We start from the raw sequence: 20,710 nt of genomic DNA, 5'->3' as shown, positions 1-20,710 counted from the left end.
CGCGGTGGCTTGGAAGTACTGCCGCCGCCGGGAACGACGAAGCCCCGCCGGCACCGGGGAGAGTGCCGACGGGGCTTGTCGGTCAATGCAACTGCGAGGAGGAGAAGGTCACCGCAACCAGGGTCGACACTAGCCCGGCAGGGCCCAGCGTCCGTCCCCGAGGCGGCGGACCCGCCCAGTCCTGCGCAGGTGGGCGAGCGAGCTGGAGACCGCGTCGAGCTGGCCGTCGCCAAGGCCGAGCCGGTCGGCCAGCTCGTGCCTGGTAAGCGGGCCCTCCGCGAGCGACTCGACGATCGCGGCCGTCTTCATCCGTGGCCGCGCCGGCGCCGGCGGGTCCTCGCCGCGGAGCGCCGCGAGGCCGGCCCGCAGAGCCTCGACCTGCCGGCCGATGCGCTCCCGCTCGGCCTCCAGCTCGGCTATCCGGCCCTCTATCTCCCGCTCCGCTGCTGACTCCATGCAGGGAGGATACAGGCGACTTGACAACCCGGCCAGCTTCAGCACACTGACTGCAGAAACTACAGCGATGCGAAGAAATGGAGCTGGCGATGGAGGAGTACGTGGATGGCGACGAGGTCACCGGCGACGAGATGAGCGAGTCCTGGCGGTTCACACCCGAGGGCGTCAGGCGGGACGCCGTGCGGCGGTACCGGGAGGAGGCGGCCGACTGGCTGCGCGACAACCCCCCGGCCGCCGGCGAGCCCAGCGCCGGCTGACGCTCCGGCAACAGGAGCGATCGGCCCGGGTGTACGGGCCGCGCCGGGGCGCGGCATAACTGAGCGGGGCCGCCTTGCCGGGCGGCCCCGCAAACGTCGAGCCCCTTTCCGAGGAGGGACCCAACCCATGAACAGTACGCCCGACCGACCGCTCCGCGCCGTGTCGCTGAGCCGGGTGAGCACCAAGCGCCAGGACTCGGGCACGAGCCCGGCCGCCCAGGAGGCCGCCAGCGTCGGCGCGATCGCGCAGCACGGCTGGAACCACGCCGGCCACTTCCACGACGCGATCAGCGGGGACACCGCGGAGCGGCCCGACCTGGAGAAGGTCTTCGCGATGGCCGAGCGGGGCGAGTTCGACGTGCTGGTCGTCGACCGGTACGACCGCCTCGCCCGCGACCTGATGGCCTCGCTCGCGATCCGCCGCCGGTTCCAGGACCTCGGCGTCGCGACCTTCTCCGTCGAGGACGGGAACCTGGTCACGTCGAAGTCCGACGAGCTGCTGGCCAACATCAAGGGGTCCGTCGCGCAGGCCGCGAAGGAGAGCCTCGTCTCCGCGATGGCGCGCGGCCAGCGCGACCGCTTCACGGAGACCGTCACGCTCCCCGACGGCCTGACCCTGCCGAAGTGGGGCGCCGGCCGCCCGTGCTGGGGGTACGCGACCCTCCCGGTCGACCCGCGCAACACCCGGGCCGGCCGGCTCGCCCGGCCCGACCTCCGGGAGGACGGCACCGGCGAGTGCGACACCCTCAGGCGCATGTGGTCGTGGACCGTCGAGGAGGGGCTCACCACGGCCGAGGTCGCGGCGCGGCTGAACGGCCTCGGCGTCACGACGCGGAAGGGCAACCCCTGGTCGCACGCCAGTGTCCGCCTCGTGCTGGAGCACCACGAGGGCCAGGCCGGCCGGCTCGTCTGGGCGGCGCCGGTCAACCGGCACGGGCACCGGCGCGCGACCGGCAGGCGCGGCGGGGCGATCGAGATCCAGCTGGAGCCCCTTCTCTCCGACGACGAAATCGAGCAGCTGAAGGCCGTCCTCGCCTCGCGGCGGCTCGGGCCGCGCAGGGCCAACCACACCTACCCGCTGTCGCGCGGGGTGCTGGTCAGCCCCTGCGGCGCCTGGTACTACGGCGCGTTCCGGCGGGACCGGGAGGGCGCCGGCCAGGACGAGGGGGTCCGAGAGTACTGGTGCGTCAACTCGCGGAAGACGCCGGCCACGCTGACCCCCAGGTGCCACTGCCCCCGCATCCGCGCGCTCGACGCCGAGGCCGTCGTCCTGGACGCGGTGATCGACGTGCTCGCCTCGCCCGAGCGGCTGGAGGAGCTGGCCGCCGCGTGGCTCAAGGGGCAGGGCTCGCAGCCCGCCGGCGCGGGCGAGACGGTCGAGTCGCTGGACCGCCTGGTCGCCGAGAAGGAGCGCGACCTCGCCGCCGGCATGAAGTCCGCGATCGCGGCGGGCGTCGACCCGTCGGTAATGAAGTCAGTCATGCGGGACCTGCAGGCCGAGCTCGACCAGGTGCGCGCCCACAGGGCCCAGGTCGCGGCCCAGACGGCCGAGGCGGCCTCCCGCGGGGAAGCGGTAGGGCGGCTCCAGCAGCTTGCCCAGAAGGGCCGGCGCCAGCTCGAGCGGATGGGCCTGGAGCAGCAGGCGAGCCTCTTCGGACTGATGGGGATCAGGGCGCAGGTGCTCGGCACCGCCGAGAAGAGGAAGCGCGGGACGCCCGTCGAGCTCGCGGTCCGCGGGCACGCCCCGCACGCCGACATCGCCCGGCAACTCCTGCCCGATCAGTCTCGATCGCCTGTTCCTCGACCCGGCCGGTCACCGCGACGATCTCCCGCACCCGGCGGCGCCCGTCCGCCGCGATACCGAGGTGGACGACGATGTCGACGCAGCCGGCCACGGTCGGCAGCACGAACCGGGACCCGATGTTCTCCCCGGCCAGCAACGGCAGCGTGCACATCTTGGTCAGGGCCTCACGGGCCGAGTTGGCGTGGATCGTGCACATCCCGGGGAGGCCGCTGTTCAGCGCGAGCAGCAGGTCGAGGCACTCCTCGCCGCGCACCTCGCCGACGATCACCCGGGACGGCCGCATCCGCAGCGACTCCTTCACCAGGTCGCGCAGCCGCACCTCGCCGGTGCCCTCGAGCCCGGCCTGCCGGGTCTGCATCGACACCCAGTCGGGGATCGGCAGCTTGATCTCGAAGACCTCCTCGCAGCTGATCACCCGCTCGCTGCCCGGGATCGAACCGGCCAGGGCGTTCAGCATCGTGGTCTTGCCGGCCTGGGTGCCGCCGGAGACCAGCACATTGAGGCCCGCGGCAACCGATGCCTCCAGCACCGCCGCCGCGTGCGGCGTCAGCGAGCCGAGCTGCACCAGGTCGGTCAGCCGGGTCGCGCGCACGGTGAACTTGCGGATGTTGATCGCGGCGTACCGCTGGGTGATGCCGCCGAGCACGATGTGCACCCGGCTGCCGTCCGGGAGTCGGGCGTCGGTGAACGGCTGCGAGACGTCGATCCGGCGGCCGGTGGTCTTCAGCATCCGCTCGACCAGATCGCCGACCTCTTCCTCGGTCAGCACGGTCGTGGTCAGCTCGTGCCGGCCCTCGCGGGCGATGAACACCCGGCTCGGCTCGTTGATCCAGATCTCCTCGACCGCCGGGTCGTCCAGGTAGCGCTGCAGCGGCCCGAAGCCCGCGACCCGGTCGTGCACCTCCCGGCTGACCGCCTGCAGGTCTCCGATCGGCGGCACCACGCCGGTCAGGCTGCGCTCGTCGTACTCCCGGACCACGGTCGCGACGATGGTGTTCACCGCGCCCGGGTCGCGGAGCGGGTCGATGCCTTCGCGCCGGACCAGGTCGCGCACCTGGGCGTCGATCAGCTCAATGGCACCGTTCCAGCTGGAGCGGTGCGCGTCGAGCCTGTCCGCTGTCATCGATCTCCCCGTGTGAGTCCCGTCCGGCGACCACGCTCGGTCACCGTTCGCGACCATCCTTGCAACCGCGGGGCACCCGACGCCACTCGCGTTCGGCCGTCCTGTGGATAACCGTGACACGCCGATGGCTCACTCACCGTATCGACGGGCTCACGGCAGGTCCAGAATTTTGCAGCTTGTTGCAATCCGCGGAGCTTGTTGCCCGCGGCATCCGTCGCGGCAAGGTGCGATGCCGACCAGCGAGTGGATCAGCGGTGTACGAGCGTGTGCTCGAACGAGTAGCGGCTGGCGCGGTAGAGGTGGGAGCCGTACTCGACCGGCTGCCCGTGGTCGTCGTACGTGATCCTTGTCGTCGCCAGGAGCGGTGCGCCCGGTTCCTCGGACAGCAGGCGCGCCTGCTCGACCGTTGCGGGGATGGCCGAGATCGTCTGGTGCGCGACCTTCAGCCGGACGCCCTCGGCACGCAACAGTTCATAGAGGCCGCGCTCGGCCAGCGTGGCCGGGTCTGTCTCCAGGATCTCGGGCGGCAGCCAGTTGCGCATCAGCGCGAGTGGTTCGCCGTCAGCACGCCGGAGCCGCTCCAGCCGGAGTACACGGTCGTCCTGTTCACACTGCAACGCCGCCGCGACCTCTGGCGTTGCCGGCGAGATCCCGAAGCGCAGTACGTCCGTCTCCGGCTTGCGGTGGGCCGCGGCCAGGTCGTCGTACAGACTGGTCAGCTCGAGCGAACGGCGTACCTGTCCGGAGCTGCCGACCACCTGGGTGCCGACGCCGCGCTTGCGGACCAGCAGGCCCTGGTCCACCAGCCGGGCGATCGCCTGCCGCACGGTCGGGCGGCTCAGCCCGTACGCCTCCGCCAGGTCGACCTCGTTGCTCAGCCGGGAGCCGACGGGCAGCTCGCCGTCCTGGATGGCCGCCTCCAGCTGCTGCGCCAGCTGCACGTGCAGCGGCGTACGGCTGTTCCGATCGACCTGGACCTGGACGGTACTCATGGGCTCATCCTGAGGGCTGGACCGGATTCCGTCGAGGCGCCAAGAGGATTTGATCAGACATACTCAGCGGTGAACGTTCGGTGAACCGAGTCCGGATCCCGGGCAGCCGGTGTCCCGCGAACGCGCCCGTCAGGCAGGATGGCGCGTTCGCTGCCGGGTCAGGGGACTACCCTTACCGGCGGAACGCGCCCCTTGGACGAACCGCCGTACCGGATCTCCCCGGTCCGGCCGACCCTCGAAGGAGAAGGCATGGAACCGCTGCGGATCGGCATCCTCGGTGCCGCCCGGATCGCCGGCCGGGCCATCGTCGAGCCGGCCAAGCTGACCGGAGCCCGGCTGGTCGCGGTCGCTGCACGCGACGCCGACCGGGCCGCGGCGTTCGCGACCGAACACGGGGTCGAACGGGTCCATGCGTCGTACCAGGAACTGCTCGACGATCCCGAGATCGAAGCGATCTACAACCCGCTGGCCAACGGCCTGCACGGCCCGTGGAACCTGCGGGCACTTGCGGCCGGCAAACATGTGCTGACCGAGAAGCCGTCGGCCAGCAACGCCGCCGAAGCGCTGGAGGTGCGGGACGCGGTGCACTCGTCCGGCCTGGTGTTCATGGAGGCCTTCCACTACGCCTACCACCCGGTGATGCGGCGGCTGCAGGAGCTGGTCGCCAAGGGTGAGCTGGGCGACCTCCAGCAGGTCGAGGCGACCATGGTGATGCCCCCGCCGGCTGACGACGACCCGCGCTGGTCGCTGCCGCTGGCCGGCGGTGCCGTGATGGACGTCGGCTGCTATGCGCTGCACGCGCAGCGGATGTTCGCGCAGTACGCCGGTGGTGCGCCGAAGCTGCTCAACGCACGCGCGGGCGAGCGTAAGCGGGTCCCTGGCGTGGACGAATGGCTGAACGCGGACCTGGAGTTCCCGAGCGGAGCGACCGGAACTGTCCGGACCAGCATGGCGGCCGAAGCCGTCGAGTTCAGCCTGAAGGTCGTCGGCAGCCGTGGCGAGGCATTCGCCCCGTTCTACGTCCTGCCGCAGAACGACGACCGCGTGATCGTCACGACCAACGAAGACACCTGGGTCGAACACCTCGGCACCCGTACGTCGTACACGTACCAACTGGAGGCCTTCGCCGGGGCGATCCGCAACGGTGCTCCTCTGCTCACGGACGCGGACGACGCACTGGCCACGATGCAGCTCATCGACGAGTGCTACGTCGCGGCCGGGATGACGCCGCGGCCGTCCTCGTCGATCTGATCGTTGCGGCCGGCAACGGCATGCGCGAACGCCTGGACGAACGGGTGCGGACGCGTGCCGTCGCCGGCCAGCTCCGGCTGGAAGAGCGTGGCCAGGTAGAACGGGTGACCGGGCAGCTCGGCGATCCGCGGTTCGCCCGCGTCGTCGTGCCCGCTGAACACCATGCCGTTGTCCCGGAGCAGGTCCAGCCTGCCGCTGTCGAGCCCATAAGAACAGTGGTACCGCTCCGTCGACCGCTCTACTCCCAGTAGCTCGGCCGCACGCGTGCCCGCGGTCACCTGTACGGCGCCCTCGTGGCCGTCGAGCGAACACTGGAGCGGCACGATCAGCAGGTCGTCGGCGTCCGGCGTACTCTCCGCGTGCTGTACGCCGGTCGCACCGCAGACGTTGCGCGCGTACTCGAGCATGGCGTGCTGGAAGCCGCCGCACGTCCCGAGGAACGGGATGCCCTGCTCGCGGGCCGTCCGTACTGCCCGGATCGCGCCCGTCTCGCTCTTGTACGGGCTGCCCGGCAACAGCCAGACCCCGTCGAAGCCGTCGACCGGCTGGTCAGTGGGGACCCAGTAGACGTCGAGGTCCAGGTGGTCGCGCTCCTCGAGTTGCCGGAGCAGGCCGGGGATCCGGGCGTGCGAACGGACATGCGGTGAGCGGTCACCGACCAGGGCGAGGCGTCCGGAGTAGGCGTTCATGTCTTCATCCTGGGCGCTGGACATGGATCAGCGCCAACGATGATCTCTGCACGGTCGATCAGAGATACTGATACTCGTGGATCCCCATCTGCTGCGGACGTTCGTCGCGGTCGCCTCGTGCGGCTCGTTCTCCGCGGCGGCCGAGCAGCTCGGGTACACCCAGTCCGCCGTCTCGCAACACATCGCCGCGTTGGAGAGCGACCTCGGTACGCCGCTGCTCCACCGGCGGCCCGTCGTACCGACGCCGTCAGGTGAGCGCCTGCTCGAACACGCCGGCCCGCTGCTCTCCGCCTGGAAGCCGCGCGGGCTGACGTACGACGGGCAGTTGGTGTCCCGCCCGGCACGCTCACGCTGGCCGCCTCACCGTTGGCGGCGGCATCGCTCCCGGCCGCGCTCCGCGAGGTGCGCCGTACTCATCCGGGTACCGCGATCACCCTGACCGTCTGCGGCCGTGCGCAGGTCGTGGAAGGCGTAGCCGCCGGCACTTTCACCCTCGGCCTCACCGACGGCGTGGCCGCTCCCACGGACCCGCTTCACCTCTCGAACGCCGTACAGCTTCACACCACCCCGATCAGCCACACCGAGCTGGTCGTGGCCGTTCCGCACAACCACCCGTTGGCAGGCTCGGCCGATGGTTTGGCGCTCGACGGCCTCGTCGACGCGCGCTGGATCGACGCCCCCGACCTCGCCGCGCCGCTCCCGGCTCTCCGTGCCGCCGAGGCTCGGACACACTCCGCCCCGCCTTCACCTACGACGGCACCGACCTTCAGACCCTCCTGACCTTGATCGCGGCCGGCCACGGTCTGGCGGTGCTCCCCCGCACAGCAATCACTCAAGCCGTAGCCACAGCGCCACTCACCAGCCCCCGCCTGGTCCACCGCACCGAGCTCCTGCATGGCCATCTCCCCCACACAGCCGCCGTAGCCCTGGCTGCAGCACTCTCAAACCAGTAGCTGCTCAAGCCCTTTACACGTCATCGGCCGGTCCAGCACGCCGACCGCCTCCCGCTCGGCAAAGACCGCAAGCTCGGCGCTGCCCGGGTTGATCGCCTCGCAGACGGCGTTGTACGACCAGTTGAGCCACCCCGAGATCCCCACCGCGAACGACCGCATGTCCAACCGCGGCCACGCCCGCACAGCGCCGTAACCGTCCCGGAACGCCTGGAGTGCCTTGACGTTCAGGTCCGGACGCAGCACCCATTGCGTCAACGCCGAGCCGATCTCCAGCTCCGGCGTCAACGACCCGGCGAAGTCCCATTCCATCGCTACGAGCTCACCGTCACGTCCCTGGCGAACGTGCGTGGGAATCAGATTCCGATTGCAGAGCACCAACTGGTCAGGAGCTTCCAGCTCGATCTCCTGCAGCTCCCAGATCGTCGGCAGCAACGCGTCGAGCTTTTCAGCCCAGGGCTTGTCTGCGGCACGCGCCCGCCCGAGCAGCTCCTGCCACTCGTCGTACGAGCGGCGGCGCGTCAAGTACCAATGGATCGGTTCTTCGCTGGGTATCGCGAGTCCGTGCAGCGTCGCGAACAGGGCCCCGGCACGACGGGCCAGCTCCGCCGACACGGCCAGCATCGGCGACGGCCCGACCTCCAGCCACTCGTGCACCCGCCAGCTCTCGCCCCGCACACTCTCGATCAACCGCCCGTTCGGGCTCCGCGCAGGCACCGGTGCACTCAGACCCGCCGCAACCGCCGCGTCCCGCAGCCGAGCGCCTAGCTCGGCCTGCTCGTTGGTGATCCACTGGTAGACGGTGACCGCAAGCCACCGCCCGTGGTCCGTCGTGATGTCCCAGCAGCGTCCCATCGCGGTGAACGTCACCGGTCGCGCCGGTGCGGTCACCTTCCCGAGGCCGAACGCGGCGGCCAGTTCCTCAGCCAGCCCCGCCGGCGCGGCGGGCGCATCAGCAACCCGCCGCTCGACCTCGGCCTTCAACGCCGGCCAGTCCCGTTCGCCGTACTCCCCGGCCAGCACCCGCTGCGCCTCCGCGAGCGATGTATCCGGCTTGGATTCCCGCAGCACAGCCAGCAGATCCTTGGCTTCCTTGCGCAGGAACTCGATACTCGGCCGATCCGGCAGCAGTCTCACAACGCGTCCTCTCGCGCCCGGACTCGCACGGGCCTCAAGAGAGCGTGGGCAAACCGCCTCGATAGTTGGATTGAGGTGGCTTCCAGCCTTCCGGCGAGTCTCGACGCGCCCTCACGCGCCTTTCGACGCTACCCAACAAGCGCGCTGAAGGTCAATCAGTCGTGTGTCGGGAAGCCCAGGTTGATCCCGCCGTGCGAGGGATCCAGCCAGCGTGACGTCACCACCTTGCCGCGGGTGAAGAAGTGCACGCCCTCGGTCCCGTGCGCATGGGTGTCGCCGAACAGCGAGTTCTTCCAGCCGCCGAACGAGTAGTAGGCCATCGGCACCGGGATCGGCACGTTGATCCCGACCATCCCGACTTCGACCTCGTTCTGGAACCGCCGCGCCGCGCCGCCGTCGTTCGTGAAGATCGCGGTCCCGTTCCCGTACGGGTTCGAGTTCACCAGCTCCAGCGCCGCGTCGTACGACGGCGTCCGCAGCACCGACAGCACCGGCCCGAAGATCTCGTCGGTGTAGATCGACATCTCCGGCGTGACCTTGTCGAACAGTGTCGGCCCCAGCCAGAAGCCGTCGTCGCCGCCGTCGAAGTCGCCCTCGCGCCCGTCGACCACCAGCTCCGCGCCGGACTCGACCCCGGCCGCGACGTACCCGGCGACCTTGTCCCGGTGTTCGCCGGTGACCAGCGGGCCCATGTCGCACCCGCGGGTCCCGTCGCCGGTCTTGAGCTCGCCCATCCGCTCCTTGATCTTGCCGATCAGCTCGTCCGCGATCGGCTCGACCGCGACCAGCGCGGAGATCGCCATGCAGCGCTCGCCCGCCGATCCGAAGCCGGCGTTCACGGCCGCGTCCGCGGCCAGGTCCAGATCCGCGTCCGGCAGCACGATCATGTGGTTCTTCGCGCCGCCGAGCGCCTGCACGCGCTTGCCGTTCCGGGTGGCGGTCTCGTAGACGTACTTCGCGATCGGCGTCGACCCGACGAACGACACCGACTTCACGTCCGGGTGCTCGAGCAGCCGGTCGACGGACTCCTTGTCGCCGTGCACGACGTTCACCACGCCGTCCGGCAGCCCGGCCTCCTTCCACAGCTCGGCCATCGCGTTCGCCGCCGACGGGTCCTTCTCGGACGGCTTGATCACCACACTGTTGCCGCAGGCAACCGCGATCGGGACGAACCACATCGGCACCATCGCCGGGAAGTTGAACGGCGAGATCACCGCGCAGACGCCGAGCGGCTGGCGGATCGAGTACACGTCGACCTTGGTCGACACGCCCTCGCTGTACCCGCCCTTGAGCAGGTGCGGGATGCCGCACGCGAACTCGATCACCTCGAGCCCGCGGGTCACCTCGCCGACCGCGTCGGACAGCACCTTGCCGTGCTCGGCGGTGATCAGCGCCGCGATGCGCTCCTTGTTCCGGCTGACGAGCTCGCGGTACCCGAACAGGATCTGGGCACGCTTCGTGAGCGAGGTCTGCGCCCAGCCCTTCGAGGCGTCGTGAGCGACCTTGACGACCTCGTCGACGGTTGCCGCCGAGGCGAGGTCCAGCTCGCCGGTGACCTGACCGGTCGCCGGGTTGTAGACCTTGCTCGTCCGCTCGGACACCCCGGTCCACGGGCTGCCGCCGACGAGGTGGGTGATGCGCTTGCTCTCAGTACTCACGATGCTTCCTCATCTTTCCTGTGTCATCCGAGGACCTTGCCGCGGTCGGCGAGCGCGACGTCGACCGGTGTGCCGCTGCTCAACGACTCGAGCCCGGCCTCGCAGACGGCCGCCGCGGCGTACCCGTCCCAGGCGCTCGGCCCGTCGATCTCGCCGCGCCTGGTGGCGTCGACCCAGCGCTGCACCTCGATGTCGTACGCCTGCTCGAACCGGATCCGGAAGTCGGCCGGCATCGTGCCGCCCCAGTGCTCGCCCGCGCGGGTGAACACGCCGGAGCCGAGCCCGATCGTCGCGCTGCCCCGCTCGGCGACCGCCTCGCACCGGACCTCGTACCCGACCTGGAAGTTCACGAACACCTCGACGTCGGCGATCGCGCCGTTCGCCAGCTCGAACACGGCCAGCTGCGGATCGCGGACGCCGTCCGCGACCAGGCTCGTCGGCTTCGGGGTGTGCACGGTGATCCGGGTGATCTCCGCGCCGAACAGCCAGCGGGCGACGTCCACCTCGTGCACCATCGAGTCCCGGACGATCATCTCGCTGCGGAACGACGGCGCGGCGGTCTTGTTCCGGTGCACGTTGTGCAGCACCAGCGTCCGCCCGAGCTCGCCCGAGTCGAGCAGCTGCTTCAGGGCGGCGTACTCCGGATCGAACCGGCGCATGAACCCGACCTGGATCAGCTGCCGGCCGAGCTTGTGTTCGGCCTCCACCACCTGCAGCGACGAGGCCGCGTCCATCGTCAACGGCTTCTCACAGAGCACCGGCTTCCCGTGGTCAAGGCAGGCGAACAGCTGCTCGGCGTGCGCGGATCCGGGCGATGCCAGGATCACCGCATCGACATCGTCGGCCGCGATCAGCTCCAGCGGATCCTCCACCACCCGGACTCCGTCGCCGTACGCCATGCCGCCCGAGTGCCGCGCCGTACTCCCGGGCTCGGCGCCAAGCCTCTCGGACAACCGGGCCGCGAGCGTTTCGGCCCGGCCCTGGTCGGCGTCGGACACCGCGACCAGCCGGGCGCCCGACGTCTTCCGCGCGACGCGCTCGGCATGGTCCGCGCCCATCACACCGACGCCTACGACACCGACCCGCAGGTCACTCATCGTCCCTCCCCTGTGGCTCGTCCACGACCACTCCAGGATCGATCGCCCGGAGCTCGTGGCTCAAGGCCTCCAGCTCGGAACCGCCGGCCATCTCCGTGGTCAGTTGTTCCAGCGTGATCTCCGACCGGTGCGTGTCCAGCGCCACCCGGCCGAGCTTCAGTACGACGAAGTGGTTGCCGACCAGGTACGCGTGGTGAGGGTTGTGGGTGATGAAGATGACCCCGATCCCGGCGTCGCGCGCCTTCACGATGTACTTCAGCACCACGCCGGACTGGTTCACGCCGAGCGCGGCGGTCGGCTCGTCGAGGATCAGTACCTTGGCACCGAAGTGGATCGCCCGCGCGATCGCGACGCACTGCCGCTGGCCGCCGGACAGCTTCCCGACCGGCTGCTCGAGATCCGGGATCGAGATCCCCATCTTGGTCAGCTCGTCCTGCGCGATCCGTTTCATTCTCGCCGCGTCGAGCTGCCGGAACGGGCCCTTGGTGATCTCGTTGCCGAGGAAGAAGTTCCGCCAGACCGACATCAGCGGCGCCAGCGCGAGGTCCTGGTAGACGGTCGCGATCCCGCTGTCCAGCGACTCGCGCGGCGAGGAGAAGTGCCGCTCCTCGCCGTTCACCGACATCCGGCCGGACGTGTAGTCGTGCAGGCCGGCGATGATCTTGATCAGCGTCGACTTACCCGCACCGTTGTCACCGAGCACACAGGTGATCTCGCCCTGCCGGACCGCCAGCGACACCCCGCGCAACGCGTTGATGTTGCCGTAGCTCTTGCCGACGTCCTCGAGCAGCACGATCGGTGTGTTCGGGCCGGCCGCCGCCTCGTCCGCGAACGACTCCGTGGTGGTCATCTCGCCTCCGCCCTGTTCTTGACGACCAGGTTCACGATCGTGGCCAGCAGCAACATCACGCCGAGGAACGCCTTGAACCAGTCCGGGTTCCAGCCGGCGTACACCACACCGAGCTGGACCATGCCGAAGATCAGCGCACCGACCGCGCCGCCGACGACCGAGCCGTAGCCGCCGGTCAGCAAACAGCCGCCGACGACCGCGGCGATGATGTACAGGAACTCCTTGCCGACACCCTCGCCGGACTGCACGACGCCGTTGGAGTTGAACAGCAACTGCATCCCGGTGAACCAGGCGAAGAACCCGACCGCCATGAACAGCCCGATCTTCACCTTCTTCACCGGTACGCCGACCGCCCGCGCGGCCGCCGCGTCACCGCCGGCCGCGAAGATCCAGTTGCCGATCTGCGTCTTCAGCAGCACCCACGCGGCGATCGCCACGAACACGATCCACCAGACGATGATGATCTTGACCGTGATGCCGCCGAGCTTGAACTCCGAGGCGAAGATGGCCTTCGCCGCGCCGAACCCGTCCATGTCGCTGATCGAGTTCGACGCGACGGCGCCGGACGTGATCCGGGTGACCGCGATGTTCAGGCCCTGCAGGATGAAGAACGTCCCCAGCGACACCAGGAAACTGGGCAGTCCGGTCCGCATCAGCAGCCAGCCGTTGAACGCACCGATCGCCAGCGAGAACACCAGCGCGACGACGACGCCGACCCACACGTTCAGGCTGAACTGGTACGAGAAGATGCCCGCGGTCAGACCGGACGTCGTCACCGCGACCCCTGCCGACAGGTCGAACTCGCCGCCGATCATCAGCAGCGAGACCGGCACCGCCATCACCCCGATCAGCGCGGCCTGGTACAGGATCGTGCCGGTGTTGTCGATGTTGCGGAACGGCGGCGCCGCGATCAGGAAGAACACCAGGATCACGGCCGCGCCGACCAGCGACCCGATCTCGGGCCGGCTGAGCAGCCGGGCGCCGAGAGACCGGGCGGAGACGCGGTCGTCCGCCGATGCGGGTGAGGTGATGGTCGATGCCATGGCGCTACCTCAGCGCGTCCCGGCTTCGGCGAACTTCAGCACCGACGCGATGTTCGACTTGTCGATGAACGCCGGGCCGGTCAGCGTCGCCTGCCCGCCGCCGATGGTGTTGCCGTTGGTCTTGTAGAGCCAGATCGCGTCGATCGCGAGGTAGCCCTGCAGGTACGGCTGCTGGTCGACGGCGAACTGCACGGTGCCGTCCTGGACCGCCTTGGCCATCTCCTTGCTCATGTCGAAGCTGCCGACCTTCGCCGACGAGCCGGAGTCCTTGACCGCCTGGACCGCGGTCAGCGCGATGCCGGCGTTCAGCGCGACCACGTAGTCGACGGACTTGTCAGCCTGCAGCTTCGAGGTCAGGGTCGCCTGCGTGCCGGGCTGGTCGGTGCCGTTGACGTTCACGTTCTCGACGTTGCCGAACTTGTCCTTGATGCCCTGGCAGCGCGCCTCCAGGCTGACGTTGCCCTGCTCGTGGATGACACAGAGCACCTTCTTCGCGCCGAGCTCCTTGAGCTTCTCACCGGTCGCCTGGCCGGCGATCCGCTCGTCCTGGCCGAAGTACCCGAGCGCGCCGGTGGTCTTCCACTGGTCGAGGCCGCCGTTCAGGATCGTCACCGGGATGCCGGCCGCGATCGCCTTCTTGACGTTCGGGATCACCGCGTCGGGCTTGTTCAGCGTGACCGCGATGCCGTCGACCTTGGAGTCGATCGCGGTCTGCACCAGGTTCGCCTGGGCCGCGCCGTCCGGGTCGGCGGAGTACTGCAGCTCGATGTTGTCCTTCTTCGCGGCCGCCTCGGCGCCGCGCCGGACGATGTCCCAGAAGGTGTCGCCGGGGCCCGAATGGGTGATCAGGGCAACCTTCATCCGCGGCGTGTCCGCGACGTTGCCGCCGCTGCTGCCGGAGCTCTGCTCCTTCTGCTTGCCGCCGGAGGAGCTGCACGCGGCCAGCGCCGCGGCAAGTGCGACGGCCGCGACCGCGGCCACCGCCTTCTTCTGCCACCGAACCATGACTGCTACCCGCCTTTCGGGTGTTCCACGGAGTTGCTTGGGACCCGAGAGTGTCACACTCCCGCGGCCTTCAGTTCGATTCGCCACCCACCTGTGAGTTCAGATACGCGAGCGTGCGCTGCGCGATCGGCAGCGGCACGTCGGGCGCACACGGATACATGTCCTGCTCGACGATCGCGAACACTTCGGTGTCCAGCCCGGCAAGCGCTTCCAGCACCGGCGGCAGCTCCGGTACGCCGTGCGGCGGCTCGCGGAACACGCCCCGACGTACCGCCTCGTCGACGCTCAGGCCCTCGACCTCCACCTCGGCGAGGACCGCCGGATCCACTTGCTTGAGATGGACGTAGCCGATCCGGTCCGGATACTTCCGGATCAGCTCGAGGTTGTCGCCCCGCGGTCATCGTCAGGCCGCGTCGGTCCAGTTCGTCCATCAACCGGACCGGGTCGGTCGGGAGGTATCCGTACGGGCCGAGCTCGATCCGCGTGTAGCCGGCGGCAACGACCTCGTCGAGGAACCGCTCCCAAGGCGTCTGCCGCGGGTCGTCGGCGAACCAGACTCCGCACGAGTCCGGCGCCGCACCGATGCCGACCATCAGCTGTCCCCCTCTGCCGGGGACAGGTACGGACGCTGCGCCTTCTTGCTCTCCTCGTACGACGCCGCCGCGGCCTGGGTGCTCTGCAGCTCCGAGACCTCGCTGACCGGGACGTCCCACCAGGAGTCGCTGTCCGGCCCGCCGATCAACGGATCGGTGGTGACGTGGATCGCGATCGGCCCGGTGGCCGCCTTCGCGGTCCGGATCGCCTGCTCCAGGCCGGATCGGCTGTGCACGTCGATCACGTCGACGCCGAAGCTGCGCACGTTCGCCGCCAGGTCGACCGGCAGGTAGTCGCCGTCCAGCCGCCCGTCACCGGTGCGCTTGCGGTACGCCGTACCGAACCGCTGCGAGCCGAGCGACTCCGACAGCGCGCCGATCGACGCGAACCCGTGGTTCTGCACCAGGACCACGATGATCTTGATGTTCTCCTGGACCGCGGTGGCCAGCTCGCTGGACATCATCAGGTACGACCCGTCGCCGACCAGCACGAACACGTCGCGATCGGGCGCGCCGAGCCGGACACCGAGGCCGCCGGCGATCTCGTAACCCATGCAGGAGTAGCCATATTCGACGTGGTATCCCTTCGGATCGCGCGTCCGCCACAGTTTGTGGAGGTCGCCGGGCATCGACCCGGCCGCGCAGACAACCACATCAGACGCCGCCGACAATTCGTTGACGGTGCCGATCACCTCGCCCTGGGTGAGCAGCCCTTCGGCCGCCTGCCGCTCGGCGGAGGGCCGGAAAACTGCGTCAACAGTTCCGTTCCAGTTCCTGGTGAGTTCCTGGGACTCCGAGGTGTACTTGGCGTCAACAGACCACTCGCCGAGCGCGGATCCCAACGAAACAAGGGCTTCCCGCGCATCGGCCACCACCGGGAGGCCGGCATGCTTAGTGCTGTCGAAACGCGCCACGTTGATGTTCAGGAACTTGACCTGCGGGTTCTGGAACGCGGTCCGCGACGCCGACGTGAAGTCGCTGTAGCGGGTGCCGATCCCGATCACCAGGTCGGCGTCCCGTGCCAGCGCGTTGGCTGCCGTGGTCCCGGTCGACCCCACCGCGCCCACCGACTGCGGGTGATCGTAGCTCAGCGATCCCTTACCTGCTTGGGTTTCCGACACCGGGATCCCGGTCCGCTCGGCGAACTCACGTAGTGCGTCCTCGGCGCCCGAGTAGTGCACGCCGCCGCCGGCCACGATCAGCGGACGCTGCGCAGATCGAAGGAGATCTACCGCCTTGTCGACAATTGACGCCTCCGGCAAGGGCCGTGCGACGTACCAGGTGCGCTCCGCGAAGAGCTCGTCCGGCCAGTTGTAGGCCTCTGCCTGGACGTCCTGCGGCAGCGCCAGCGTCACCGCTCCGGTCTCGACCGGGTCGGTCAGCACGCGCATCGCGTTCATCAATGCCGACGGCAACTGCTCCGGCCGCCAGACCCGGTCGAAGTACTTCGACACCGGGCGGAACGCGTCGTTGACGGAGACGTCACCGGCGCCGAAGCTCTCCAGCTCCTGCAGCACGGGTGTCGCCACCCGTGTCGCGAACACGTCCGAAGGGAGGATCAGCACGGGCAGCCGGTTGATCGTCGCCAGGGCCGCTCCGGTCACCATGTTGGTCGACCCCGGACCGACGCTTGCCGTGCAGGCGTAGGTTTGGAGCCGGTCACGGGTCCGGGCGAAGGCCGCCGCCGTATGCACCATCGCCTGCTCATTGCGAGCCAGGATGTACGGCAACGCCTTCGGGTCCGCGAGCTCGGACTGCAGCAACGCCTGGCCGACGCCGGCCACGTTGCCGTGGCCGAAAATCCCCAGGCTCCCGGCGATCAGCCGCTGCCGTATCCCGTCCCGCTCCGAGTACTGAACGCTCAGGAATCGCACCAGCGCCTGCGCGACCGTGAGACGCACCGTCATGAGTCTTTCCCTCCAAAAGGCAGCCGAGGATCGATATGTTGCGAACTCCACAACTCACGGACCCACGCATGCTGCGGGTCGTCGGTGATCAGCCACTGGCGTTCGGTGCCGGGGCCCGCCATCACGTTCAGGTAGTACATGTCGTAACCGGGCGGCGCCATCGCCGGGCCGTGCCATCCGTGCGGGACCAGTACGACGTCCCCGCCGCGCACCTCGGCGAGTACGTCGATCGGGCGCTCCTCGGTGCCGTACACCCGCTGGTACCCGATCGGATCGTTGCCCTTGACACCTTCCGGTACGTCGTCGGACAGCTGCAACTCGAAGTAGTAGATCTCCTCGAGCTCGCTCTCCTTCCCCGGCCGGTGCTCGTCGTGCTTGTGCGGCGGGTAGGACGACCAGTTACCGGCGGGCGTGATCACCTCGCAGGCGATGATCGAGTCCGCGTCGAGCACTCCCGGCGTCCCGAAGTTCCGGACCTGCCGGGAGGCGACACCGGCACCGCGCAGTTCGGTCTCCACCTCATCGGCGGCGATCCGCCGGAACGGGTGGTCCGCGGCCGCCTTCGCGTGCGGGAAGGCGATCCGCGCACCTCCGGCGCTGACCACCGCGAAGGTCGAGTTGCGCGGTACGTACGCGAGATCCGTCGCACCGGCGAACACGTCCGCGCGACCGCCGAGCGGGACCGACTCGCCGTCCACGATCACCTCCGCCGACCCGCTCAACGGGAGGACGACGTACTCGCAGTCGCCGGTGTCGATCTCCACCGACTGGCCGGGCCGCAGCGTGCGTACCAGCAGGCCGCTGTGGTGCCAGTCCGGCTCACCGGGCCGCACCGCGACCTCGAACCCGTCATCCGCCGCAGTACCTGCCGGCCGAACCCATTCAGTCATCCCAATCGCCCTTCGCCAGATTCCCCGAGCGCCCGGGGGCCGGTCATGTGTTGTTGCCGTGCACCAGCGCCGCCGCGTGGTCGACCGCCGCGGCCACGTCACCGTCCGGCGGGAACAGCAACGCACGCCCCACCACGAGTCCACGGACCGACGGCAGTTCGAGCGCCCTGCCCCACGAGGCGTACGTCGCCTCCGGCGCCGCGATCGGATCGCCGCCGAGCAGCAACGTCGGCAAGGTCGTTGCCTCCATCACCCGCTCGAGTTCGTCGACGACCGGCAGCTTGAGCCAGGTGTACGCACTCGTCGCCCCGAGACCGGACGCGATCTGGATCGACCTGATCACCGAGTCCGGGTCGAGCAGGTTCGTCACCCGCCCGTCCTCGCCACGCGTCGACCAGAACGGTTCGACCATCGCCATCAGCTTGTGCTCGGCCAGCCCGGTCACCGCCGCGGCACTGCTCTCCAACGTCGCCACGGTCCCCGCATCCGCGAGATCGATCCGGGTCAGCATCTTCCCACCGTCGAGCCGCCGCGCCGCGATCTCCTCGGCACTGCGGTACGCCGTGAACCGGTCGTCCAACTCGAACGCCGACCCCTGCAGTCCGCCCCGGTTCATCGACCCGATGACGACCTTGCCCTCCAACGCCCCGAGCAACAACAAATCCTCGAGCACATCAGGCGTAGCCAGCACGCCGTCGACCCCCGGCCGCTGCAACGCCACCACCAACCGGGCCACCAGTTCCACCCGGCTCCCCATAGCCATCCGCTCGCCGCGGACCCCCAGAGCCCCCCGAGCCGGATGATCCGCCGCCACGATCAACAGCCGGCCGTCATCCCCCACCAGCGCCCGCGTCCGCCGCCGCAACCACCCCTCAGCCACCCGCCCCGGCTCCCGAACCCGAACCTCCGTCAGCTCCCCCACCCGCCCAGCAACCTCAACCCACCCGTCCCCACGCCCGCCGCCCACACGCGCAGCCACAAGCCCAGCCCCCGCCCCCGCCACACCCGCGCCCTCAGCAGCCGCGCGCTCCACACCCGAACTCCCCGCAACCGCGCTCGCAACATCCGAGCTCCCCACAGCCGCGCTCGCGACACCCGAGCTCCCCACAGCCGCGCTCGCGACACCCGAGCTCCCCGCACCCGCGCTCTCCGCACCCGAAGGTCCGTCGCCAGTAGCCGGGTGCGTGCTCACCGCTGCCACGGCCCCCACCGCTTCGGTCTCCACACCCCCAACCCCCGCAGCGCCCGTACGCTCTACCGCCGCGCCCGTAGCCTCCGCACCTACATGCTCTGCGCCCGAAACCCCTGCTCCAGCAGGCTCCGCACTCCCCTCGACACCCGCACGGGCCACCCCAGCCGACTCACCACCAACAGCCTCGGCAACCTCCGACTCACCCTCCAGAGCCCCCACGCCGACCTGCTCAACGCCCGCCGCCCCGGCCCCGACCACTCCCGCAACCGCAGGCTCCACGCCCGCAGGCTCCGTGACAGCAGCCTCCGCGACCGTAGGCTCCGTGCCCGCGGACTCAGCATCCGCAGCTCCTAGTTCCTGGCCCTCCGCGGACGCAGCGTTCGTCGAGCCAGCAGGGGGAATCCCAGCCCGGCCAACCACACCAGCACCCGCAACCGCCGCACCAGCAGCCGCGCCACCCGCGACCACAGCACCTGCAACACCCGCAACACCTGCAGCGGCTGTGCCGGCTCCACCCACGACCCCCGAAACAGCACCCGCAGCAGCTCCTCCGGCACCGCCTACACCCGCGCCCGCAGACGAACCGCCCGTCTCCACCCCCGACATACCCACAGCAGCTGCGCCCTCACCCCCACCGGACTCGCGCACGCCACCACGCGCATTCACAACACCCGCAGCACCTGCGCCGTCTCCAACACCCCCACGGACCCCGCCCGCCCGCTCATCCCCATCACCCGAACGCTCGCCAGCTACCCGCACATCTGCACGGTCACCTGCCACCCCAGCGCTCTCGAAACCCGCCGCATCCTCCCGCTCACCGGCCACCGCCGACCGCTCACCCCCAGCACTCTCCCCCTGAGCCGGCCCGGCGTGAACCCGCTCGTCGCTGACCTGCTCAGCCTGAACCTGCTCAGCGTGGACCCCCTCGTCGCGGACCTGCTCGGCATGGACCTGCTCAGCGTGAACCCGCTCGTCGCGGACCTGCTCAGCGTGGACCCCCTCGTCGCGGACCTGCTCGGCATGGACCTGCTCAGCGTGAACCCGCTCGTCGCGGACCTGCTCAGCGTGGACCTGCTCGCCGTGGACCTGTTCAGCGTGGGCCTGATCGAGCTGCGGTTGTTGGGCTTGGGGATGCTCGGGCAGGGGTTTGGCGGTTGGCGGTTGACGTTCGACCGGGGGCTGTTCTGCCTGGGGTTGCGTGGCTTGGGTCGGGCGGCGCGTGGACAGGGTTGCTTGCTGGGGACCGCGTACGGTCTGCCCGCTCAGCTGATGCCCGAGCGGAGCGCCCGGCGTACCCGATCGGCCACCACCCGACGATGACTCCTCCGCTGTCGACGGAACATCACCCACCGGCTGCTCGCCGCGCGCTGCCTTCTGATCCGACGAGCGCTCACCCTCATCCACTCGGTCGCGGCCCGGCTGCCCCGGACTGGCCGGGCTCGGGGCGGGCGGGTCGACAGGCAGGTTCAGGTTTCCTATGACGGTTGTCTGACCGTCGGGGGTCGCGCTCATCAAGACTGTCGCGTCGTTCGGTCCCGGGGCGTCGGTACGGCGTACTCCGGCGGTCGGCTCGCTTGCACCGACGTTCGCGGAGGTCGGGTCGTTCGCGCGGAGATTCGGGTCAGCCGGCTCGCTCGCGCGGAGATTCGGGTCAGCCGGGCCGCTCGCGCGGAGATTCGGGTCAGCCGGGCCGCTCGCGCGGAGATTCGGGTCAGCCGGGCCGCTCGCGCGGAGATTCGGGTCAGTCGGGTCGCTCGCGCGGAGATTCGGGTCAGTCGGGTCGCTCGCGCGGAGATTCGGGTCAGTCGGGTCGCTC

General features: G+C 69.8%; 22 protein-coding genes and 1 pseudogene. 6 read left to right on the top strand and 17 right to left on the bottom strand.

The annotated features are described in order from the left end of the window. Positions 1-129: 129 nt before the first annotated feature. A complete protein-coding gene (locus AB0M51_RS35375) occupies positions 130-456 on the bottom strand; it encodes a hypothetical protein (RefSeq protein WP_363752461.1) in 327 nt (108 codons plus the stop codon). Between the two features lie 89 nt (positions 457-545). On the opposite strand from AB0M51_RS35375, the gene AB0M51_RS35370 reads away from it, so the two are divergent. Beyond that, positions 546-713 (top strand): hypothetical protein, encoded by a 168-nt coding sequence (locus AB0M51_RS35370; RefSeq protein ID WP_363752458.1) that lies wholly within the window; start codon positions 546-548, stop codon positions 711-713. Positions 714-840: 127 nt separating this feature from the next. Further along, positions 841-1,740, top strand: a pseudogene (locus AB0M51_RS35365) (recombinase family protein); the annotation flags it as partial. Positions 1,741-1,832: 92 nt separating this feature from the next. Here the strand turns inward: AB0M51_RS35365 and AB0M51_RS35360 are convergent. The 3 genes from AB0M51_RS35360 to AB0M51_RS35350 form a co-directional block, all read right to left on the bottom strand. Continuing rightward, a complete protein-coding gene (locus AB0M51_RS35360; protein WP_363753407.1) occupies positions 1,833-2,195 on the bottom strand; it encodes a hypothetical protein in 363 nt (120 codons plus the stop codon). Between the two features lie 185 nt (positions 2,196-2,380). Further along, positions 2,381-3,640 (bottom strand): ATPase, T2SS/T4P/T4SS family, encoded by a 1,260-nt coding sequence (locus AB0M51_RS35355; RefSeq protein ID WP_363752455.1) that lies wholly within the window; start codon positions 3,638-3,640, stop codon positions 2,381-2,383. A 248-nt stretch (positions 3,641-3,888) separates the two neighbouring features. Beyond that, the gene (locus AB0M51_RS35350) at positions 3,889-4,632 is read right to left on the bottom strand and encodes a GntR family transcriptional regulator (RefSeq protein WP_344198696.1); all 744 of its coding nucleotides are present in this window, start codon (positions 4,630-4,632) and stop codon (positions 3,889-3,891) included. 249 nt (positions 4,633-4,881) lie between these two features. Here AB0M51_RS35350 and AB0M51_RS35345 point away from each other — a divergent pair, with 249 nt between their 5' ends. Continuing rightward, positions 4,882-5,883: a Gfo/Idh/MocA family oxidoreductase gene (locus AB0M51_RS35345; RefSeq protein ID WP_344198699.1), complete on the top strand. Its 1,002-nt coding sequence runs from the start codon at positions 4,882-4,884 to the stop codon at positions 5,881-5,883. Here the strand turns inward: AB0M51_RS35345 and AB0M51_RS35340 are convergent. Further along, the gene (locus AB0M51_RS35340; protein WP_344198701.1) at positions 5,838-6,572 is read right to left on the bottom strand and encodes a hypothetical protein; all 735 of its coding nucleotides are present in this window, start codon (positions 6,570-6,572) and stop codon (positions 5,838-5,840) included. The genes AB0M51_RS35345 and AB0M51_RS35340 overlap by 46 nt on opposite strands. 76 nt (positions 6,573-6,648) lie before the next feature. Here AB0M51_RS35340 and AB0M51_RS35335 point away from each other — a divergent pair, with 76 nt between their 5' ends. Next, the gene (locus AB0M51_RS35335) at positions 6,649-7,011 is read left to right on the top strand and encodes a LysR family transcriptional regulator (protein WP_344198703.1); all 363 of its coding nucleotides are present in this window, start codon (positions 6,649-6,651) and stop codon (positions 7,009-7,011) included. Further along, entirely contained in the window at positions 6,939-7,352 is a 414-nt protein-coding gene (locus AB0M51_RS35330) for a LysR substrate-binding domain-containing protein (RefSeq protein WP_344198706.1), read from the top strand. The genes AB0M51_RS35335 and AB0M51_RS35330 overlap by 73 nt, the downstream gene beginning before the upstream one ends. Before the next feature lie 161 nt (positions 7,353-7,513). Here the strand turns inward: AB0M51_RS35330 and AB0M51_RS35325 are convergent, their stop codons facing one another. The 12 genes from AB0M51_RS35325 to AB0M51_RS35270 all read right to left on the bottom strand — a co-directional run bounded on the left by AB0M51_RS35325 (position 7,514) and on the right by AB0M51_RS35270 (position 19,451). Further along, complete coding sequence (locus AB0M51_RS35325; protein WP_344198709.1) at positions 7,514-8,659, bottom strand: aminoglycoside phosphotransferase; 1,146 nt, start codon at positions 8,657-8,659, stop codon at positions 7,514-7,516. A 155-nt stretch (positions 8,660-8,814) separates the two neighbouring features. Then, positions 8,815-10,317, bottom strand: a complete 1,503-nt coding sequence (locus AB0M51_RS35320) for a CoA-acylating methylmalonate-semialdehyde dehydrogenase (protein ID WP_344198712.1) — start codon at positions 10,315-10,317, stop codon at positions 8,815-8,817. Positions 10,318-10,340: 23 nt separating this feature from the next. Continuing rightward, complete coding sequence (locus AB0M51_RS35315; RefSeq protein WP_344198714.1) at positions 10,341-11,414, bottom strand: Gfo/Idh/MocA family oxidoreductase; 1,074 nt, start codon at positions 11,412-11,414, stop codon at positions 10,341-10,343. Continuing rightward, positions 11,407-12,264 carry an ATP-binding cassette domain-containing protein gene (locus AB0M51_RS35310; protein ID WP_344198716.1) on the bottom strand — a complete coding sequence of 286 codons (858 nt, stop codon included), beginning with the start codon at positions 12,262-12,264 and terminating at the stop codon, positions 11,407-11,409. Before AB0M51_RS35310 ends, AB0M51_RS35315 begins: the two co-directional genes overlap by 8 nt. Continuing rightward, positions 12,261-13,307, bottom strand: a complete 1,047-nt coding sequence (locus AB0M51_RS35305; protein ID WP_344198718.1) for an ABC transporter permease — start codon at positions 13,305-13,307, stop codon at positions 12,261-12,263. The genes AB0M51_RS35310 and AB0M51_RS35305 overlap by 4 nt, the downstream gene beginning before the upstream one ends. A gap of 9 nt (positions 13,308-13,316) precedes the next feature. Further along, positions 13,317-14,312, bottom strand: a complete 996-nt coding sequence (locus AB0M51_RS35300; RefSeq protein WP_363752446.1) for a sugar ABC transporter substrate-binding protein — start codon at positions 14,310-14,312, stop codon at positions 13,317-13,319. A gap of 70 nt (positions 14,313-14,382) precedes the next feature. Then, complete coding sequence (locus tag AB0M51_RS35295; protein WP_363752443.1) at positions 14,383-14,640, bottom strand: hypothetical protein; 258 nt, start codon at positions 14,638-14,640, stop codon at positions 14,383-14,385. A gap of 264 nt (positions 14,641-14,904) precedes the next feature. Then, positions 14,905-16,812: a 3D-(3,5/4)-trihydroxycyclohexane-1,2-dione acylhydrolase (decyclizing) gene (iolD, locus tag AB0M51_RS35290; RefSeq protein ID WP_363752440.1), complete on the bottom strand. Its 1,908-nt coding sequence runs from the start codon at positions 16,810-16,812 to the stop codon at positions 14,905-14,907. Beyond that, on the bottom strand, positions 16,809-17,702 hold the full coding sequence (gene iolB, locus AB0M51_RS35285; protein ID WP_344198726.1) for a 5-deoxy-glucuronate isomerase: 894 nt from the start codon (positions 17,700-17,702) through the stop codon (positions 16,809-16,811). The genes iolD and iolB overlap by 4 nt, the downstream gene beginning before the upstream one ends. Positions 17,703-17,745: 43 nt before the next feature. Next, on the bottom strand, positions 17,746-18,582 hold the full coding sequence (locus AB0M51_RS35280) for a deoxyribose-phosphate aldolase (RefSeq protein ID WP_363752436.1): 837 nt from the start codon (positions 18,580-18,582) through the stop codon (positions 17,746-17,748). Positions 18,583-18,611: 29 nt separating this feature from the next. Continuing rightward, on the bottom strand, positions 18,612-18,842 hold the full coding sequence (locus tag AB0M51_RS35275; protein ID WP_363752433.1) for a pentapeptide repeat-containing protein: 231 nt from the start codon (positions 18,840-18,842) through the stop codon (positions 18,612-18,614). Positions 18,843-19,244: 402 nt separating this feature from the next. Beyond that, positions 19,245-19,451 carry a hypothetical protein gene (locus AB0M51_RS35270; RefSeq protein ID WP_363752430.1) on the bottom strand — a complete coding sequence of 69 codons (207 nt, stop codon included), beginning with the start codon at positions 19,449-19,451 and terminating at the stop codon, positions 19,245-19,247. 313 nt (positions 19,452-19,764) lie between these two features. Here AB0M51_RS35270 and AB0M51_RS35265 point away from each other — a divergent pair, with 313 nt between their 5' ends. Beyond that, a complete protein-coding gene (locus tag AB0M51_RS35265; RefSeq protein WP_363752427.1) occupies positions 19,765-20,214 on the top strand; it encodes a hypothetical protein in 450 nt (149 codons plus the stop codon). The last annotated feature ends 496 nt before the right edge of the window (positions 20,215-20,710 follow it).

Source organism: Kribbella sp. NPDC051137, from assembly GCF_040682535.1.
Taxonomy (GTDB): domain Bacteria; phylum Actinomycetota; class Actinomycetes; order Propionibacteriales; family Kribbellaceae; genus Kribbella; species Kribbella karoonensis.
Note: the sequence above shows the minus strand (reverse complement) of the source record. Positions and strands in the feature narration are given on the sequence as shown.

What these genes read in the sequence shown, in the direction of transcription:
- AB0M51_RS35375 (WP_363752461.1), bottom strand. Translation starts at nt 456, where the DNA reads ATGGAGTCAGCAGCGGAGCGGGAGATAGAGGGCCGGATAGCCGAGCTG.
- AB0M51_RS35370 (WP_363752458.1), top strand. Translation starts at nt 546, where the DNA reads ATGGAGGAGTACGTGGATGGCGACGAGGTCACCGGCGACGAGATGAGC.
- AB0M51_RS35360 (WP_363753407.1), bottom strand. Translation starts at nt 2,195, where the DNA reads ATGACTGACTTCATTACCGACGGGTCGACGCCCGCCGCGATCGCGGAC.
- AB0M51_RS35355 (WP_363752455.1), bottom strand. Translation starts at nt 3,640, where the DNA reads ATGACAGCGGACAGGCTCGACGCGCACCGCTCCAGCTGGAACGGTGCC.
- AB0M51_RS35350 (WP_344198696.1), bottom strand. Translation starts at nt 4,632, where the DNA reads ATGAGTACCGTCCAGGTCCAGGTCGATCGGAACAGCCGTACGCCGCTG.
- AB0M51_RS35345 (WP_344198699.1), top strand. Translation starts at nt 4,882, where the DNA reads ATGGAACCGCTGCGGATCGGCATCCTCGGTGCCGCCCGGATCGCCGGC.
- AB0M51_RS35340 (WP_344198701.1), bottom strand. Translation starts at nt 6,572, where the DNA reads ATGAACGCCTACTCCGGACGCCTCGCCCTGGTCGGTGACCGCTCACCG.
- AB0M51_RS35315 (WP_344198714.1), bottom strand. Translation starts at nt 11,414, where the DNA reads ATGAGTGACCTGCGGGTCGGTGTCGTAGGCGTCGGTGTGATGGGCGCG.
- AB0M51_RS35310 (WP_344198716.1), bottom strand. Translation starts at nt 12,264, where the DNA reads ATGACCACCACGGAGTCGTTCGCGGACGAGGCGGCGGCCGGCCCGAAC.
- AB0M51_RS35305 (WP_344198718.1), bottom strand. Translation starts at nt 13,307, where the DNA reads ATGGCATCGACCATCACCTCACCCGCATCGGCGGACGACCGCGTCTCC.
- AB0M51_RS35300 (WP_363752446.1), bottom strand. Translation starts at nt 14,312, where the DNA reads ATGGTTCGGTGGCAGAAGAAGGCGGTGGCCGCGGTCGCGGCCGTCGCA.
- iolD (WP_363752440.1), bottom strand. Translation starts at nt 16,812, where the DNA reads ATGACGGTGCGTCTCACGGTCGCGCAGGCGCTGGTGCGATTCCTGAGC.
- iolB (WP_344198726.1), bottom strand. Translation starts at nt 17,702, where the DNA reads ATGACTGAATGGGTTCGGCCGGCAGGTACTGCGGCGGATGACGGGTTC.